Below are 18,834 nucleotides of genomic sequence, written 5' to 3' on the forward strand. Positions count from 1 at the left end.
CTCTTCTTCTAAATAATTATTCATTTTTTTGCTATTAATTCTGCAAATTTCTCTTCACTTATCAAAGGAACATTCTTGATCTTGGCTCCTTTTATAGCCGTGTTAAATACTTTTACTTTTGTTTTTTCCATTTTTTGATTATACCAATACCAAAATACTTGAAACATTGCCGTTGTATGAATATTGCTTCCATCATTTGCTTTTATACTTCTTAAAAAAGTATCATTAGAAGCATTTCTCCCTGATGTAGAATCTGTTGCATGCGTTTGATCACCCGAGAATCCCAAATCTTGACCAAATAAAACTACAGTATCATATTCTAAATACTCAAGTAAGCTAAAGGCTGCGGTCCCTACAGATCCCCCTGTTTCAATTAGCGGTGCATTTCGCTTTTCAGCCTCTTCCTCAGCTAATTTATATCCTTGTTGGAAAAGTATATACCGTTTACTACAATGTAGAGCTACGCTTTTATAGTTTGCAGTACATAAATAATACAACTCACCTTCAAAATTTAAATCTTGAAACTGGAGTATAGTCTCATCATTAGCATCAGATAAAATCGCACCTTTTGGTATAATTCCATTTGCCAATAATTTTTTTAATGCCGCCCCTACAACATAAATATCCACTTGTTGTTGATACTTCTTTAACCATAGTATTGTATCGTTCAGCGATGGTCCCGCTGCAACTAAACAACCAATTCTACTCTGTTTTTTTACTTGAATGATGTCGTCATCTAAAATAGTGTTGTAGTAAAAATTTTCTTCCATTTTACTTGAATCTCTTTTAAGAGAAAGTTGGTTTATTTTTATCACTTCTAAAATTGAAAATAAGGGATGACTTTGACCAATCCCTTTAATCCAGACATTTGGAAGTAAAATCTGAACATTATCATGAAGTTCTTTTTGACTTAAATCATGAACTATATGTACATTTTCCTTTTTCCACCAATAATCACTGTTATGAGCTAAAAACAATTCATATTCATGTTTATCAAAATAATATACCGTCACGGGTTTATTTTTACTTTGGCTAATAAGTGCCTTTAAATGATATCCTAAACCCAAACCAATTAATAAGTAACTTTTTGCCTCTGCATTAATCTCGGCATTTATCCAGCGTAAAGCATCTTCTTTTGGTCGGTACTTGCTATAGATAAAGACCCCATTTAACTGTAATGTAGGTTCTGCATTTTTCGCTCGTTCTACTAGCCATTGCAATTTATTGTACCGTACCTTTTGCGCGAACAACTTCTTCAAAAAAAGGAGCGATTTCATATTCAAACATATCGGCAACTAATACGTAATCTTGCTTTTCTAAACCATCGTTTACCTCTATTAAAAACTCTTGTATTTGCTCAATATTTAATGCTACTTCAGCACCGTTTTTTACTAATAGGTCACATGCTTGCGAAAGCCAAAGTACACCTTCTGAAAAAGCTTTAATCGCTATTAAAGCATCATTTAGTTTGTCCTCACGTAAGTAGTTAGCAATATATATAGCCCCACCTGGTATCTTCTTAACATAGTCATTATAACTTTCGATAAGTTCATTAAACTCCATTTTTACTCCCCCTTAAGCTCTTCCGCTTCTCTAATTGCATCTAGTGTATACTGAATAGATTGTTCAGTAGCCTTGCTTAGTCTGTCATATAGCTCTTTATTCTGTTCATAAACACGTTGGTATTTTTGTTCTGGAGTTTCTTCGCCTTGAGCCTCATAATTAGTCATAACATCTAACGTAATAGGATCATTAATACGCTCCATAACTACTTTTTTCATTAGTTTTGCTACCTTAATATCTACATCATCTAACGTTTTTAAAATACTAGGAGCAAATTCTGTAGATAAAGTATTTTTTTCTAATGCCTGTTGAGCTAACTTTAACTCCAAATTAATATTTCTATATATTCTAATCTCCTCTCTTGCAGAACTTATATATATAGCCAAATCTTTTTTGTTCTCATTTAAATTATATAGTTTCACTTTGCTATTTCTATCTACAAATTGATGACAGAACTGTTCAAAGGATTTTTGCTGTATATTCATTATCTTCAAGCCACCCTCTGTACAATTAAAAATTGTATTAGGGTCTTCAATCTGCCTCATTATTTCCTCAAAACTTTCTTTCATAGAAAATAACGAATAGTCCGTCATTACCTTTTCGCCATAATATCCTTCTATTTCAAATGCTCCTTGAAAAGTTAGAAACGTTGTATCAGCTGCTTTTAAATTCTTATTACCCTCTGCATGAGTCTTACCTTCAGTATAAGCTAAATCCTGTCCTATTAAGGCTATTGGTCCTGTAGATAGGTAACGAGCGATACTTAATGCAAAATTTGCTACCGAGCCACCTCCTAAAATATTAGGCAAGTCAATTCCCAGTGTCTTATTCACATGCTCCTTATACTTATTTTCCCTAGTATCTAAAAAAGCATATTGTCTATTTTTAAAATTTTGTTGTATTTTATAATGACTAGTTGAAGCATACATTAGCTCAGCTGACTTAACTTTTAAATCTTTAAAGTGAGAATCATAATTTATTTCAGACCCATCAATTGTTATGATGTAATCAGGTTCAATATTATGTGTTATCAAGGTATTTACAGTTGAACCAGCCGCAATTAATACAACATTTTTTCTAATTTCCTTCAGTAAATTTAATTGTTTAGTTAATGACGGTCCTCCAGATGCCACTATTACTGGGCAATTGTAATATTTCTCTAATACATTTAAAGATCCATTAATATATGTTGGTAACATATTACGAATACTATTTTCCTGCCATGTAACACTTAAATCCTTAATTGTATTATTGTAAACAATATTTAAATTCTGGATGTCTTTTACCTTTTTCAAAACATTCACATATAAAGAATGGAAAATTTTATCATAGTTAGGTGCACAAATTACATTAATCTTTCTACTAAAAAAACGGAGCTTTCCTTCAATTGCTTCTTGTATTGTATCTAAATTATCCCCAAAAACAATATCATATTGTTTAGTATCAAATCTTTCAAAAGCAGTAATAGGTTCAATAAATAATATTTTGTCATTACTTATTTCTTCTTTTACTAGTGCATCAGCAAGGTATCCTCTTCCAAATCCCAAAATAACATTTACGTAATTTTTATTAATCTCTTTCTTTATCAAACTTTCTGCTTCTCGATTAGGATTATATTTACTATGCAATAAATAACCATTCACTTCAAACGTTTCATTGCCATCTTTTGCAGTTATACTTTTAATTTTTAATAATTCCATATATACATCTACCACCTCATTTTGTATATCGGCATTCTTTGAAAAAAATAAAGAAGGCTCTCTCAATATTCGGAGAGAGCCTTCTAAAGAAATTAAGTCTTATCGTAATAATTGTAGAACGCCTTGAGGTTGTTGATTAGATTGAGCTAACATAGATTGAGCAGCTTGCATTAAGATATTGTTCTTAGTGAAGCCCATCATCTCTTTAGCCATATCTGTATCACGAATACGTGATTCAGCAGCTGTTAAGTTTTCAGAAGTAGCACCTAAGTTGTTGATTGTATGCTCTAAACGGTTTTGTACCGCACCAAGAGCAGAACGTTGTGTAGATACTGTTTCTAAAGCTTTGTTAATAGTCGAGATAGCTTTGTTAGCTGTAGATTGTTTATCAATCTTAACTCCACTTACACCAATACCTTTAGCACCCATGTCTTTAATAGTTAATGAAATATTTTGGTCTTTGTTTGCACCAATGTGGAATACTTTTCCTTTAAAGCTACTGTTTAATAATTTTTGAGTATTGAACTCTGTATCCGTTGAAATACGAGTAATCTCAGAAGTTAATGCATCTACCTCTTTTTGAAGCGCATCACGATCCGTAGAAACGTTTGTATCATTAGAAGATTGTACTGCTAATTCACGCATACGTTGTAGAATAGAGTGTGTTTCGTTAAGAGCTCCCTCAGCAGTTTGGATTAAAGATACTGAATCTTGAGCGTTTTTAGTCGCCATGTCAAGACCACGGATTTGTCCACGCATTTTTTCAGAGATAGCTAAACCAGCAGCGTCATCGCCAGCACGGTTGATTTTGTAACCTGAAGATAATTTCTCTAAGTTTTTAGAAGCTTCAGTGTTGTTGAAAGAAAGGTTACGGTGTGTGTTTAAAGCTGAAATGTTGTGTTGAATTCTCATTTGGAATTCCTCCTTGAATGTTTGTTTTTGTTATTCCACATCCGTGTGGAATACGGATTAGGTAGTATGTATGTACTTCCTGCCCCTTACAATCTATATATCGTAATTAGTTGGAAATGTTTAATAGTTTTTTAAAATTTTTTTTATTTTTTTATGTAATAAATTACTTGTTTAAATATATAGCTAAAGTACATATTTTTTATTTTTTCTTTAGCTGTTCTAAGAAGCTTGATGATGCTGATAAAGCTTCCTTATTTTGTGCCTGGATAGCTTCAAAAACCTCGTATCGATGTACTTTTACTGTTTTTGGTGCAACAATACCAATTTTAATTTGTTCGCCATCCACTGCTAATATTTTAATTTCAATTTGGTCACCTATCATAATAGATTCATCTTTTTTACGTGAAAGGACTAGCATTATTTCGCACTTCCTTCCAATGTTTGCATTGGGTAGCGTAACGGATAGGATTTATTATCTTGGAGGACAATTTGTTTACCAAGTTTTTTATCCATGTTAATTATGATAGGTGCTAACAAATTAATAGTAGAATTCTCTAAAGTTTCTTTCATTGTAACAATAGTGTATGTAAGAACATTCTCTTCTTTTTCAATTTGTAGTTGCTCACGATCATCTTCACTAATATCAAAGCTATAATCTTTTTTGAAGGCAAATGGATACGCTATGACAAAACCAATTTCCATTTGATTAACTGATTGAAGTAATACTAATGGCAGGTTTGCGTCTATAGGTAGTAACACAAATTTTTTGTATTCTTCCAAACCTAATAAGCCTTGCTCAAATGTCAGAATATCTTGTTCTACAATTTCGATTTCACCTAAAAATTTAGTAGCTATTTTCATTCTTTTATGCGCTCCTTTAGATAATTACGTCGATGTTAACATCTGGTCTTTGTACCATTGTACTAGTTACTTTACCAGGTGTGTAGTCATGTATGGGTTTATTCACCTTTGCGTCAATTATTGGATCTCTTTTCTCAATATTGATGTCTGTAGTACCTGGTGTATAGTCGATTTTAACAGAGCCTACAGAAGGCACAAATTTAATGTTGAATGGCACACGATGAGGACCATGATTTTGTTTTGAGATATTTTGAATTGTCGCTCGCCCCTGTCCTTTCCCTGCATTCTCCATTAATTGACGGCCTTCTCTTGCTCTACGTGCCATCCCGTCAAGTGCCCCTTGTTTACCTTCTTCCGCATAATTCGCACTTGACTCCAAAGGACTAATCATCCCTATATCTCGTCTTGCTTGAGAAGAGTCGATTTGTAAAACACCTTTAGTTGTATGAATCTCCAAGATAGCAGCTGGTTGTTCAATAGATAGAGTAGCTCTTGGCTGTTCAATTTGCTGCTGAGGCTTGCTAATTTCAAGTTCTATTTTTGCATCGGTTGTTTGAATTTGAATTTGTGGAAATCGCATTTACAATTCTCCTTTCAATAAAAGCGCCTGAACATATTGTTCAAACGCTCTGTTATTCATTATAAAGTTTACCCCTGCCGCTTCGCTTTCGGGGCAGAACCTTGTAGATTTTATCGGATAAAATCTACTAAGGTTTGCTGAATGATTTTTGCTCCTACCGATAGAGCAGCTTGGTGAATAGATTCCTGTGTAACCATATCTGTAATCGTCTTCGCATAGTCTGTGTCTTCATTTTTAGAAAGTTGTTTCGTTACATTAATTTCTTGAAGGCTTAGTCGATTTCCCATCATCTCTACACGATTTTGACGAGCGCCGACATCTGCTCTTACAGTCAATGCATTTTCATAAATACCATCTAATCCAGGAATTTTATTAGCACCATTTGTGACTTCTAAACCGAGTGCATTGCCAATCTCCGGACCTGTTGCACCAGTTTCTAAAAGTGTTGTTACGTGCGTCATAAACCCATCAATATTCTCAAATAAATCAGCACCCTGAGTATTAATATTCATCGAGATACCATCAAAAACGTTGATTTCAATCGACTTATTTCCCCCAGTAGAAATTGCTGGGTTTTGCGGACCTGTTTTATCCGTATAAAGGGGTTGGTTTGTGTGCGTGCCTGAAAAGATATAGTTTTCGCCCACTTTTGTATTAGCGATATCACGCAATTGTTCCTTAATCTGTTGCATTTCTGCATTGATCTTTTGACGATCATCAGCGGTATTTGTATCGCTAGCAGCTTGTACAATAAGTTCCTTTACACGTTTTAATGCTCCGCCTACTTGATCAAGCGCTTCGTCTGTTGTATCTAGCCATGTATTTGCTTCACGTAGATTACGTTGGTATTGTTGGCTTTTATCAAGATCTATACGATAGCCCATTCCCTTTACTGCTACAACTGGATCATCGGATGGTCTAGTAATTACTTTACCTGAGTCCAACATATTTTGATATTTAGACATTTTACTGTAGCTTGTGTTTAAATTGCGTAGCATATTATTCGATAGCATTGATTGTGTAACGCGCATAAATTTATCTCCTCTCAGTTAAGTGGCTATTATAGCCCTACTCTTCCCATACCGTTGATGATTTTATCTAATGTTTCATCTACCACTGTAATCATACGTGCATTGGCATTGTATGCTTGCTGGAATGTAATCATATTAGTCATCTCTTCATCTAAGGAAACTGAGTTCATAGAATTACGACGCTTAAAAATTTCCAAATGCATTGTTTCAGAATTAAATGCACTACGTTCAGCTTCCTGTCCCTTAACCGCTAAGTCCCCTACTAATGATTTATAATAGTTTTGGAATGTACCTTTCTTTAAGTTATCTTGAGCCTGCGATTGTAGCGCCGCTAACTTGCGCATGTTTCCGTTATTACCTTCCTCACCCTTCGTATCAGATACAGCTACTTGCTTCGGATCAGTAATTACTACGTTAAAATCACGTGCAGTCGTCCCAGAGAAAAAGTTCTGACCTGTACTATCATCTAAACCAAAACCTTTACTATGAACTTCATTAAATTTTGTTATAAATTCATTTGCTAGTTTATCTAAATTAGCAAGCATTTCTGGATAAGTGCCTTGTCCACCGCTATGTCCATACGCATCAATTAATGCACGTAATGAACCTTTACCATGGTCCATTTTACTGTAATCAATTGCGATTCCTGTCGATGGATCTCCTGGTGGCTCGCCAACAGCTGCAATTTTAATTTCCTTAAAGTTAGCATAGCTCCCTGTCGTTTGATCATCTACATCACCATCAATGCGCTGATCGTTCGTGTCCATCGTTGCAAGTGCAGCGTATTGTCTACCATCCACTAATTTAATAGGTGTACCATCCGCTGATACATATGTAATCGTCATTGAACCTTCAGCAACATCTTTTGCTAAACCACCTGATTTTTGCAATGAAACCGTTACAGGGATATATTCATTTAACTGATCTACTAATACATCACGTGCATCATATAAATCATTTGGCACATAACCACTCGGCTCAACTTCTTGAATTTGTTTATTAAGAGCTGCAATTTGTTTAAGAATTGAATTCACTTTATCCGTCGATACATTAATTTCATTCCCGATATTGCCTTGGATCTGTTTTAGCTGTCTATCCATATAATTAAAAGATTCGGCAATTGCCTTTCCTTTAGAAATTAATACCTGACGTGCAGCAGTATCTTTTGGATTATCAATAGCATCCTCCATCGACTTCCAAAAATCTGTAAATGATTGATTAATACCAAACTCTGAAGGCTCTGACATGATATCTTCCATCTGCGAAATCGATTTTGCTGTTGAATCCCAATAACCTAACTTATTCGTTTCCTGGCGATATTGTCGATCGGTAAATTGATCGCGCATGCGTTGAATCGAGCTTACTTCTACCCCCGTTCCAAGATGTCCAGGATAGACAGGCTGATTTAAGCCTGGACTTGGAAAACCAGGAGTTGCTTGCATATTTGCTCGTTGACGAGTGTAACCTAATGTATTTGCATTGGAAATATTATGTCCTGTTGTGTATAAAGCTGTTTGTTGTGTAAATAAACCACGTTTACTAGCTTCTAAGCCCATAAATGTTGAGCGCATTCTTTTTCCTCCCTTAATAACCGTTTTTCAGCAATTGATTTCTTAAAAACTATGCTTGAGAATCGAAATATGATTTTTTTGCCACTGTATTTGTGCCACGAACCTCATTGCCAGAATAGTTGATTTGCTCAGGACGAGGTTGTAAAGCGTCCAATGTAAAGTTGACAAATTGTAGCGATTGGAACACTAGTTTTTGATTTAAATCGTTTTGATTTTTTAAGTCGTTAATGATTTGCAATAATCGATTGCGTACTGCTGAGAGCGTGTCTTTTTCAGTTTGTTGTTCAGCAGCCTCGATGACATCAGCGACAGTTGCTTTGTCAGTTGAAGCAATTCCTTTTGCTTCAAGGTAGTCCGTTACCTGTTTCTGACGCTGTTGCTCGAGCTTATCGATGGCCGCTACATGCGCCTGCTCATCCTTGAGCATTTGGTCCAGTGCTTCGATATCACCAGCTGTAATGATTTCAGTCTTTTTTACGGCTAGTTCAAATAAGCTTTTATGCATTCTTTCTAGTTTTGTTAGTGTAGAACAAATCGTTTCTGTAGACATTTTGCTAAGCACCCTTTCTGATATTCCTTAGAAACGATAATATTTCAGCATATCTTCTGCAACTTTGCGAGCGTCCACTTTGTATTCACCAGAAGCGATATCTTTTTTTAGTTGTTGTACGCGTTCTGCACGCTCTGAGCTGTATGTTGAAACTCCTTGCATCTCCTGTGCAGTCTTAGAAATTTCGATTTTATCTGCGAAGGATGCTTTGTTCGTACTTGATTTTACATTGCGCACCTGATTTTTATAGGCGTTCACTGCATTAATCCCATAAGATGTAATTTTCATTTAATCCCCCCCTATCTAAAAAGCTTATCTTCCTATTATTTCGGATTGTCTCACATAATGTTAAGTTTTCAAATGTAAAAAAGTGTGCTAATTTTGTTTAAAATTAACACACTTCAGGCTTATCAATTATTCTTCGGCATATTTGCGTCCGGAGGATTTGGGCCAACGTGATGTTGGTCACTCAGTCGTTGTTGCTGTCGCTTGGACACTCGCTGAAAGAAGTTAACGTTTTCGGTCTGCATGATATGTTACACGATCACGTTCTGCCACACTGTCACGGAACTCCTTCGCCGCTTCAAATGTACGTAGCTCCGTCTTTAATTCATCCTGACATTTTGTACAAAGCTTGCCTGTTGTCGTTAGATGACCACAGTTATCACACGGGTAGCCAAGATTAGGGAACATCGCAGTCTGTAAGCGCCCCTTACGTACCCATTTATACAATAACTCCTCTTCAGCCCCAGTTGCTTCAACAATACGTTCTACTGTCGCAGCACGGTTTTCACGTTTACGTAAAAAGCGGTAAACGATTTGATATAAGTCCTCTTCAGATTGCGCACACTTATGACATACTTCTCTGACCCCTGTATAATTAAAAAACTCATTACATTTCGGACAATTACGAACCTCTGCCATCTACTCTTCCTCCTCTTAAATCAATTTCGCCTTGGCGTAATTGTAACTGACGCTTTGCTTTCGCTACAGATATACAATACGTCCGGGTTTTGAATTGTGCCCGCACAATTCAAAATCCGTGACATCCGCCGGAGGCTTTATTTTCATTCAGTAGGTGTCTGGGAACCCACTGAAAAGTGATCACATCCGTATTCATCTCCCTACTTTCATAAGTGGAGATCGTTTTCTGAATGAAAATAATAACTGCTAGATACGAATCTTATTTACTCGTAATCTATTATACACAATGCATTAGCATTTTCATCCATTAATTAGTGTGAAGCTTTTGACATTTCTAGCACCCGCATTCATTAAAATCTCGGTGGCATGCTGCAAAGTGGTGCCCGTCGTTTTTATATCGTCAAAAAGAAGATATTCTTTATGCTCTACATATGCTCCAGTCATCAGACGAAATAGGGGAGCTGCTTGGATGCGTTGCTCTCTATTTTTGGAGCTTTGTGTTTCTGCCGCTGTCTTTTCTAAAAGTTGTATAAAAGGAATAGTAGCAGCCTTTAATAACTCCTCCGTATGGGAAAAGGTACGCTCCCTTTGTTTAGTAGGATGCATTGGAATCGGTATAATGGTTGCTTTTCCATGTTTGAATCGTGCTTGTAGCTCCTGCCGAAATACTTTAGCAAGTGCGACATCCTGAAGAAATTTATATTGATGCAAATAATCTTTCATCGCATCGTTATATTGGTAAAGTGCTGTTGCTGTTGAGGAATATTCAAACCGAGCCGAGCATCAATCACAGATGGTTGATTGAAATTGTTTGGTTAAAAGTATTTTCCATGAAATTGCAGATGGCAAAGGCTGTGAGCATAATAAGCAAAGTGTTTCAATTTTATTCATTGTGAAAATCCTTTCTTATTATAATAAAGAATTTTAGTACGCGCATCATCCATTTCAGTCGTAATGCCATGATGAAAAAATACGACGTCTCCATCCGAAAAATCAACATTTCGCCCAACTCGCCCAGCGATTTGTATTAGTGCACTTGAAGTGAAAATGGTTGACTCTGCCCCAATAACTGCAACCTGTACATTCTTTATCGTAATTCCTCTTTCTAATATGGTCGTTGTCAGTAAACCTGGAACTTCTTCATGACGTAGTTTAAGCACTTTTTCTTTACGATCCGGGTCTTCCGCATGCACCGTCATGATACTTCCATCTAATAACTGAAAAAGAGGAATAGCTATTTTCATTAACTCTACTTTCGGGAAAAATAATAGAAAAGGCTCTTTTCGTGCAAGGCGTTCCTCTGTCCATCGCTTTAACTTTCGCGGGATATTTCCCCGTTTTAAGCTTTTTTCATAGTTCCATAGAGAATGAAATCGAGGGACCGGTAATGGACGGTTATGAAAGCGCTTTGGAATAAATGAATAGCTTTCATTTTGATACTGAGTCAGTAATTTATGTGAAGGTGTTGCTGTGACCAACAATATTGGTGCGTTTTCCGATTTAGCCTTTTGCACAGCGCTTTGTAAGGTTTCGTCAAATGTATAGGGAAATGCATCAGCTTCATCAACAATCATGACATCAAACGCTCGTTCAAAACGATATAGCTGATGAGTGGTAGCCAACACAAGCTGTGCATAACCCTCCTGCTTCGGTGATCCACCATATAGTGCATGGATTATTGTTTGCGGGAAAACCGTTTGAAAGCGTGGATATAACTCTAGCACTACATCTGTACGGGGCGTAGCGATACATACCCGTAAGCCCTGCTCTAACGCATAATGTACAGTTGGAAAAAGCAGTTCTGTTTTTCCTGCTCCACATACTGCATGCAAGAGATGAGAACGTTTTGCCTTAACACTTTCTAACATTTCATTTGCCGCTTGCTGTTGAAGTACTGTAAATTGCCCTGCCCATTTGAGTGTATGCTTTCTTGTTCTAATGGCACGTGGGCCTGTCCAAATCATCAATTGCGTACAGCTACTCACTCTGCCCATTTTTAGACAATGTCTACAATATACACATTGCTGTTGGCACTTTGAACAATCAAACGTTGTAAATTGCTGTGGATTATCATTATGGCAACGATTGCATTTTAGATGTGGTTCTTTTTGGATTCCTTCTATTATACGGAGATATTTGTGATTGATCGATTTCTCGATATCTTCCTTTGATAATGGGGTATACTCCTTTAACCAAATACGTCCTTCATGAAAATCTCGTAATTCAGGTGGCAATAACCAACCTTTGTATTTCATTGCTTTGCTCCTTTCATATGAGTGATTTTTATCAGCGATTCTAGTAGGTTTAGCGGCGATATTTATGGGTTTACCGGCGATTCTGGCACTTTTAGCGGCGATTATCACAGGTTTACCGGCGCTTCCTCACTTACCCAGCAAAACGGTATGCACTCAAAATAAAAAAACAGCCTCTACTAATTTGTTGTAGAGACTGTCTCACTTACTATTATTTTTTTGTCCAGCCGAGCCCCATTGAACCTTCACCTAAGTGTGTGCCAATGACGGGACCGAAATAGCTTAGTTTAAAGTTAACGCTCGGGTAGGTTGCTGCTAGTTGTGCTAGCCATTCTTCTGCTTCAGCCTGGCAATTGCCGTGGATCACGACAGCGTCTAGTGCTTCATACTTTTGAACATCCTCAGCTAGTAGCTCCTCCGCACGCTTTAATGCTTTTTTACGCGTACGAATTTTTTCAAAAGGTACAATAACCTTGTCCACAAAATGCAGTACTGGCTTTACTTGTAATAATCCGCCAATTAATGCAGCTGCTGAAGACAAACGTCCCCCGCGTTGTAAATGCGCTAAGTCATCTACAATGAAGTAAGCACGAATCGATTGCTTCATGTCCGCCAATGTAGCGAGAATTTCTTTTGCAGAAAAGCCCTGAGCTGCCATTTCAGCTGCTCTTAGAGCGTAAAAACCCTGTACCGCACAGGATATTTCACTATCAAAAGCGTATACATCAATGTCTTCCACCATATCGCCTGCTTGAATTGCACCTTGATATGTTCCACTGATTCCACTTGATAAATGAATAGATATGACTTCATCATACTCTTTTGCTAGCTCCTCAAAAAGAGAGGCAAATTCTCCAATTGGGGGCTGCGTTGTTTTTGGGAATTCCTTTGCCCCACGTACTTTATCATAAAATTCAGATGCTGTGATATCTACTTCTTCTGCAAATAGTTGCCCTGAGATATTTACACTTAACGGAATCATATGAATGTTTAAGCGTTCTCGTTCCTCAGCCGGAATATATGCAGTACTATCTGTTACGATTGCTGTCCTCATCCATGTCCACTCTCCTATTCTACATAGTTTACAATAAAAAGAAATGAATGTGAAATGAATTACGACATTGCGTAATCTCGTCTGAATGTCGAATAGTGGTCAGTCCTCTTCCCCCTTTCAACATTCTAGACATCTGCTAAATTGATAACTTAGCTTCCATTTCACATTCATTTTCTATGTATACGGATTTATCTTCGTTTAATAAATCTATCTATTAAGTAAGTAAAGGCACATCACCATAACTTGGGGGTGATCTCCGTCCAGCTAGGCAAGTCCAATGAGTCGTTGGGCGCGATGATTTTGCCTTCGTTTCTCTATCTAGCTCGCTCTTGACGCTAATTTCAGAAAATCACCCAACCTCAACTCTTAGTGATGAGCCCGAATGAAGATATCCTCATTTTATTTGCCAGTAGTTGATTCAGTATAGAAGACGCTAGTGACTTTCCAGAGTCCATCTTCTTTGACGAATACTGTAACTTGTTGTCCAGCACTTTCATGCTTTACATTTGTTGTAGTTTGTACAAAATGCGATGTTATATTTGAATAGACCTGTGCTTCATTTTCGCTATATTTTATAATCGTAGTATTTTTCGCATCTCGTTTAACGTCTGACTGTTTAAATACATCTGTAATGTAGTTCTTTTCTCCTTCATAATTGAAACCTTTTGGATTCTTTGAGAGTGTTTGCATATAACGATCAATTTCTTTTGAATTGAGAGCTGCAATATATTCATTAAAGGCTGCTACTATCGCTTTGTTTTCTTCAGCAGGGATATTTTCTGCCTTTGTTATTTGCCCACCATTCGTTTCAAATCCGACAGTTCCATCATCAATGATTTTTTGTCTTTCTTCTGCACTCATTTCATCATCTTTTTTATTACCACACGCAGTTAACACTAATGTAGTTAAAATTAATAAGGTTAAAACTGCTAGAAAACTTTTCTTTAACATCAAAAAACCTCCCGCGCATATTGTAGCATATAAATTCCGTTGTAGGAATTTTGTTGTGCATTTTCAACATTTAGGCGTTACATCTTCCTTATGACGCCCATGGTTTTAAAATGTTGCACTTTTTATGTAATCACTATGTATAAATTGTTACACCTTTATACGGCATTTAGCTAATGTAGTCCAATAGGTGTAAACATTACAGAAGTCTTCTGTGGACAGCGCTACGATTTCGCCACAAAAGAACAGCGGTATACTTTAATCAATTATGCCTCGGCATAATTGCGTCCGGAATCAGCTTTGTGGCACAAAGCTGATTCCGGGACATTCGTCGACCTGATGAAAAGTAGCTTAAATCTGCATTCATCTCACCACCTTAGAGGCGGGAGGCTTCTGTAGCTTACGCTTTACTTTCGGTACAAAGACATTTGCTGAAAGAAGTTAAAAAAACTGCTTTAAAAACTACTAAATAAGATAGTAGCCTTTAAAAACAGCTTTAATTTCAATATATGCTATTAGCGTACTTCAACCCAGCCATTTTTAATGGCTGTAACAACAGCTTGTGTACGGTCGTTTACATTCATTTTTTGTAAAATGCTTGAAACGTGGTTTTTAACTGTTTTTTCAGAAATGAACAGTGTCTCACCAATTGTACGGTTAGATTGTCCATCTGTTAATAATTGTAATACTTCACATTCACGTTTTGTTAGTAAATGGAATGGACGACGAATTTCAGTTTGATGGAAGTTACCTTTATTTTCATGTTCAGAAAGACGACGGAATTCCGCTACTAAATTTTTAGTTACTTTTGGATGTAGGTAAGACCCACCATTCGCAACTACTTTAATGGCCTCGACAATTTCGTCAGCATCCATCTCTTTTAGCATATAGCCAAGTGATCCAGATTTTAGCGCGTGTGTTACGTATGTTTCATCATCATGAATGGATAACATAATAACCTTCGCATCTGGGAATTCACTAATTAGTTCTGCCGTTGCCTCTACTCCATTTTTCCCCGGCATATTAATATCCATTAGTACAACATCTGGTTGATTTTCAGCATATAAAGAAACCACATCTGTACCATCGTCACCTTCTGCTACTACGTCAAATGTATCTTCAAAATCTAAAATACGTTTTACTCCTTCGCGGAATAGCTGGTGATCGTCTACAATAATAATCTTCGTCATTTGTCTTTACCCCCTAAAATTCTCCAACAATCGTTTTACTCTACTTCTAACGGAATTTTAAATAAAACCGTCGTACCTCGATTTATCTCGCTTGTAATTGAGATTGTCCCATCCAAAATTTCGATACGTTCTTTCATACCTAAAATCCCAAAAGAATGGTCTTTAACCTCCTGTGGATTGAAACCTATACCATCGTCTTTTACAACGATATTTACGGCATCTTTCAACCACTCCAGTCTTACCCAAATATCTTTACATTTCCCGTGCTTCATGGCATTTGTTACACATTCTTGCACTAATCGGAAAATAGATACTTCATAGTTTGATGGTATACGCTTTTCGGTGCTTCTCGATTGGAAATGAACTTCAACACCAGGATTATATTCAGTCACTGTCGATAAGTATTTTTTTAATGTCGGAACAATCCCCAAATCATCAAGTGCCATTGGTCTTAAATCATAGATTATACGTCGCACCTCTGATAATGCATTACGCACCGTTTTCTTTAAATCAGCAATTTCATCTAAAGCATATTCAATGCCTTTTTCACGATACGTTCTGTCTATTAAATTAGTGCGCATTAGTACATTTGCCAGCATTTGAGCAGGTCCATCATGAATTTCCCTAGATAGACGTTTGCGTTCCTCTTCTTGTGCTGCAATAATACGTATACCAAAATCTTGTTTCATTTTTGCTTGTTCAAGTGCTAAACCAACATTTCTTAAATCTGAAGTTAAGTAATTCAAAACGACATTTACTTGATTGACAATATGATCTGCACGTTCAATCGTATCGAGTAACGCTCTTAATCTTCTCTCTAAATCATCTCTTTTATCACGTAGTTGCTTTTCTTGTGTTCTAATAACGGAGAGCTTCACTTGAAAATCATGCGCAGTTTCATATGCTTCTCTAACTTGATCTTCGGTATAATTATCAAAAGCTTTACTCACTAACACAAGTCTTTGCTTAGCAAGCTGTGTACTTTTTTCTAAAGCATCGCCTTCATCAATAACAATTGAAACTTGTTTTCGAACAATTTCTAGCTCTATTTTCATATCTTCGAAACTTCTTCGGCTTTGTTCGCTTATAATAAAGATATCATCTTTTGAGCTCATGATTGTTTCTAACATTCGATTAAATATGTCATCAAGCGACTTTAAATCGAAGGTATCATTTGAAAACATAGTATACTCCCCAGTCTAATGTCTTATGATTACTTACTATTTGAATAGACCAATTACATAGTCTATACCTATTATAGCATTCCCATGTTAAAATTTAATGCTTTTTCTTTATGAAAATTATAGAATAGAACTCTACTTTAAAGGAGATTGATACTGATGAGAGAAAACTATTTAACTGTAAAAGGATACGGAGAAAGTGAAATTGTTATTTCAAAATCTCGCTTCCTTACTTATATAGAACGTGCAGAAACGGAAGAGGATGCAATTTCTTTTATTGAAAGCATAAAAAAAATGCATCATAATGCAACACATAACTGTTCAGCCTATATTATTGGAGAACACGATCATATTCAAAAAGCAAACGATGATGGGGAACCTAGTGGCACAGCTGGCGTCCCTATGTTAGAAGTCCTAAAAAAACAAGGGTTAAAAGATACGGTCGTTGTCGTCACACGCTACTTTGGTGGCATTAAGCTTGGCGGTGGCGGTCTTATTCGTGCGTATGGAAAAGCGACAACAGAAGGATTACTTGCTGCCCAAGTAGTAGAACGTAAGCTTCACCATTTTATGAACATTTCTATTGATTACACTTGGCTAGGTAAAGTAGAAAATGAAATTCGAGGTTCTTCATATACTTTAGAAGAAATTCGCTATTTAGAAGGCGTCGAAATTATTGTATCCGTATTAAAAGAGGAAGAAGAACAGTTCCAAAACTGGGTAACTGAAATGACAAACGGACAAGCAAACATTACTTTTGAGAATGCTCAATTTATTGAATTTGTTGTGAAATAAATAGTTTTAATTGTCGAATACTAAATATCCATAGTATAATTTTAATATTGAGCTATTTTATCTTTTACGCATATTCTAAAATTACTTGAATAAGTTTGTTTAATCGCTTTATTATTCCCAAAATTTAGAGGAGAATATATTAAAAATGAAAAATAGAATTAAAAAGCAAGGCAAAAAGAGGTCGTCTAAAGCCTCCCTAATTATAAAAATTTCCCTTCTTCTTGTTGCTAGTTTACTAATTTGTGCAACTGCTTATGGTGTATATATTACGAAGCAAGTAAAGCATGCAGCTGACTCAGCACACGAAGAATTAAAAGGGCGAGACATTTCTGCACTTCGTAATGAGAAGGTAGAACCCGTACACGATAACGTTTCAATCCTATTTGTCGGTGTTGATGATAGTGAAAATCGCGGGCAAGGCTCTGAGCACTCACGTTCGGACGCCCTTATTCTAGCAACATTAAATAATAAAACAAAAACAATTAAAATGTTGAGTATCCCTCGAGATTCATATGTATATATCCCTTCTGTACAACATAAGGATAAAATTACTCATGCACATGCCTATGGTGGAACAATTTCAACAATTGATACAGTAGAAAAACTATTAGATGTGCCAATTGACTACTATGTTCGTATGAACTTTAATGCGTTTATTGATGTTGTTGATGCATTAGGTGGAATTGAAGCTGAAGTACCGTACAAGTTACGCGAAAAAGACGAATTCGATCGCAATGCCATCAATTTAGAGCCAGGTTTACAGCATTTAAACGGAAGTCAAGCACTTGCACTAGCAAGAACACGTAAGCAAGACAGTGATATTGAACGCGGCAAACGTCAACAAGAGATTTTAACAGCGATCATCAATAAAGTTTCTTCTGTAGGATCCATTACAAAATACGATGATGTCATTAGAGCACTTGGTGATAACATGAAGACAAATATGACATTTAGCGAAATGAAGTCATTCCTATCTTATTTATCACAAGGGATGCCACGTATCGATTCTTTAACATTAGATGGTACAGATGATATGTCTACTGGTGTTTACTACTATCAATTAAATCAAAAATCAGTTGATGAAATATCACAAACGCTAAAGAACCATCTTGACACTAGTAAAGCATCTAGTAGCTTAACGAATAAAAATACTGATAAAGATAACGCTGCTGGCAAAGATTCAACAGATAAAGATAGCACTCAGTAACTATAAAAGCCTTTCCACTTTATATTTGTGGAAAGGCTTTTTTTATGGCATGATTATTTCGCGATGTTTGCTTAGCGTGGAAATTATAGATTGGAACACTTATTGATCTGAGTTTTGCTCAAGCAGTTCTGAGGTCTACTTAAGCGAATTTCCCTCAGCCTATTTGAGTAGTTTTCGTCAAGTCCATAAAATTGCGAAAAACTCTATACAAAGTTTTTCACAGTTGACTTTAGTTTTGTCAAACTTGTCCAGCTTATATTGGGTATCGCCGCTAAAAGTATGCGTTGCGCCGCTAATCAAGCTAAGAACGCCGCTAAAACCCGAAATTTCCGCCGCTAATCAAGCTAGGACGCTAACAAGTCTACTCATAATCAGAACCACCAATCTAACTGGTGGTTTGCTCTACGCGTGAAACGCTGGGGTACTGGCCCATGTCTAAAGACACATTGAAAGGTCCGCCAACCGCACTCCGTTTTCACGCTACCACTAAAGTGGTTTTATTATCTTCGCTTTTT

20 protein-coding genes are annotated in these 18,834 nt (G+C 36.4%); 2 read left to right on the forward strand and 18 right to left on the reverse strand.

Annotation, left to right across the window (positions count from 1 at the left end; genetic code table 11):
- Positions 1–20 precede the first annotated feature (20 nt).
- From ACIQZA_RS24085 to ACIQZA_RS24170, 18 genes are all read right to left on the reverse strand, one after another.
- Positions 21–1,220 (reverse strand): motility associated factor glycosyltransferase family protein, encoded by a 1,200-nt coding sequence (locus ACIQZA_RS24085; protein ID WP_402884416.1) that lies wholly within the window; start codon positions 1,218–1,220, stop codon positions 21–23.
- 1 nt (position 1,221) lies between these two features.
- Complete coding sequence (locus tag ACIQZA_RS24090) at positions 1,222–1,563, reverse strand: DUF8042 domain-containing protein (protein WP_142509123.1); 342 nt, start codon at positions 1,561–1,563, stop codon at positions 1,222–1,224.
- A 2-nt stretch (positions 1,564–1,565) separates the two neighbouring features.
- Positions 1,566–3,263 carry a motility associated factor glycosyltransferase family protein gene (locus ACIQZA_RS24095; protein ID WP_402884417.1) on the reverse strand — a complete coding sequence of 566 codons (1,698 nt, stop codon included), beginning with the start codon at positions 3,261–3,263 and terminating at the stop codon, positions 1,566–1,568.
- A gap of 99 nt (positions 3,264–3,362) precedes the next feature.
- A complete protein-coding gene (locus tag ACIQZA_RS24100) occupies positions 3,363–4,175 on the reverse strand; it encodes a flagellin N-terminal helical domain-containing protein (protein WP_402884419.1) in 813 nt (270 codons plus the stop codon).
- A gap of 199 nt (positions 4,176–4,374) precedes the next feature.
- Positions 4,375–4,593 (reverse strand): carbon storage regulator CsrA, encoded by a 219-nt coding sequence (gene csrA, locus ACIQZA_RS24105; RefSeq protein ID WP_323657245.1) that lies wholly within the window; start codon positions 4,591–4,593, stop codon positions 4,375–4,377.
- Entirely contained in the window at positions 4,593–5,036 is a 444-nt protein-coding gene (fliW, locus tag ACIQZA_RS24110) for a flagellar assembly protein FliW (protein ID WP_402884421.1), read from the reverse strand. The genes csrA and fliW overlap by 1 nt, the downstream gene beginning before the upstream one ends.
- Positions 5,037–5,052: 16 nt before the next feature.
- A complete protein-coding gene (locus ACIQZA_RS24115) occupies positions 5,053–5,616 on the reverse strand; it encodes a DUF6470 family protein (protein ID WP_402884422.1) in 564 nt (187 codons plus the stop codon).
- Between the two features lie 110 nt (positions 5,617–5,726).
- Positions 5,727–6,647, reverse strand: a complete 921-nt coding sequence (gene flgL, locus ACIQZA_RS24120; RefSeq protein ID WP_402884424.1) for a flagellar hook-associated protein FlgL — start codon at positions 6,645–6,647, stop codon at positions 5,727–5,729.
- A gap of 29 nt (positions 6,648–6,676) precedes the next feature.
- A complete protein-coding gene (flgK, locus tag ACIQZA_RS24125) occupies positions 6,677–8,218 on the reverse strand; it encodes a flagellar hook-associated protein FlgK (protein ID WP_402884425.1) in 1,542 nt (513 codons plus the stop codon).
- A 49-nt stretch (positions 8,219–8,267) separates the two neighbouring features.
- Positions 8,268–8,768 carry a flagellar protein FlgN gene (locus tag ACIQZA_RS24130; protein ID WP_402884427.1) on the reverse strand — a complete coding sequence of 167 codons (501 nt, stop codon included), beginning with the start codon at positions 8,766–8,768 and terminating at the stop codon, positions 8,268–8,270.
- Positions 8,769–8,795: 27 nt separating this feature from the next.
- Positions 8,796–9,056, reverse strand: a complete 261-nt coding sequence (gene flgM, locus ACIQZA_RS24135; RefSeq protein WP_323657238.1) for a flagellar biosynthesis anti-sigma factor FlgM — start codon at positions 9,054–9,056, stop codon at positions 8,796–8,798.
- Between the two features lie 222 nt (positions 9,057–9,278).
- On the reverse strand, positions 9,279–9,692 hold the full coding sequence (locus tag ACIQZA_RS24140; protein ID WP_400936113.1) for a TIGR03826 family flagellar region protein: 414 nt from the start codon (positions 9,690–9,692) through the stop codon (positions 9,279–9,281).
- A 300-nt stretch (positions 9,693–9,992) separates the two neighbouring features.
- Complete coding sequence (locus ACIQZA_RS24145) at positions 9,993–10,415, reverse strand: ComF family protein (protein WP_402884429.1); 423 nt, start codon at positions 10,413–10,415, stop codon at positions 9,993–9,995.
- A gap of 164 nt (positions 10,416–10,579) precedes the next feature.
- Positions 10,580–11,947, reverse strand: a complete 1,368-nt coding sequence (locus ACIQZA_RS24150) for an ATP-dependent helicase ComFA (protein ID WP_402884430.1) — start codon at positions 11,945–11,947, stop codon at positions 10,580–10,582.
- 208 nt (positions 11,948–12,155) lie between these two features.
- Positions 12,156–12,998 (reverse strand): DegV family protein, encoded by an 843-nt coding sequence (locus ACIQZA_RS24155; protein ID WP_402884432.1) that lies wholly within the window; start codon positions 12,996–12,998, stop codon positions 12,156–12,158.
- Between the two features lie 399 nt (positions 12,999–13,397).
- Entirely contained in the window at positions 13,398–13,949 is a 552-nt protein-coding gene (locus ACIQZA_RS24160; RefSeq protein WP_402884434.1) for a nuclear transport factor 2 family protein, read from the reverse strand.
- Positions 13,950–14,461: 512 nt separating this feature from the next.
- On the reverse strand, positions 14,462–15,136 hold the full coding sequence (locus ACIQZA_RS24165; RefSeq protein WP_132360514.1) for a response regulator: 675 nt from the start codon (positions 15,134–15,136) through the stop codon (positions 14,462–14,464).
- 35 nt (positions 15,137–15,171) lie between these two features.
- On the reverse strand, positions 15,172–16,320 hold the full coding sequence (locus tag ACIQZA_RS24170) for a sensor histidine kinase (RefSeq protein ID WP_400936103.1): 1,149 nt from the start codon (positions 16,318–16,320) through the stop codon (positions 15,172–15,174).
- A 156-nt stretch (positions 16,321–16,476) separates the two neighbouring features.
- On the opposite strand from ACIQZA_RS24170, the gene ACIQZA_RS24175 reads away from it, so the two are divergent.
- Positions 16,477–17,112, forward strand: coding sequence for a YigZ family protein (locus tag ACIQZA_RS24175; protein WP_400936101.1), 636 nt, complete (start codon positions 16,477–16,479; stop codon positions 17,110–17,112).
- 145 nt (positions 17,113–17,257) lie between these two features.
- Entirely contained in the window at positions 17,258–18,319 is a 1,062-nt protein-coding gene (locus ACIQZA_RS24180) for an LCP family protein (RefSeq protein ID WP_402884436.1), read from the forward strand.
- Positions 18,320–18,834 lie beyond the last annotated feature (515 nt).

The organism is Lysinibacillus sp. NPDC096382, from assembly GCF_044762845.1.
Lineage (GTDB): Bacteria > Bacillota > Bacilli > Bacillales_A > Planococcaceae > Lysinibacillus.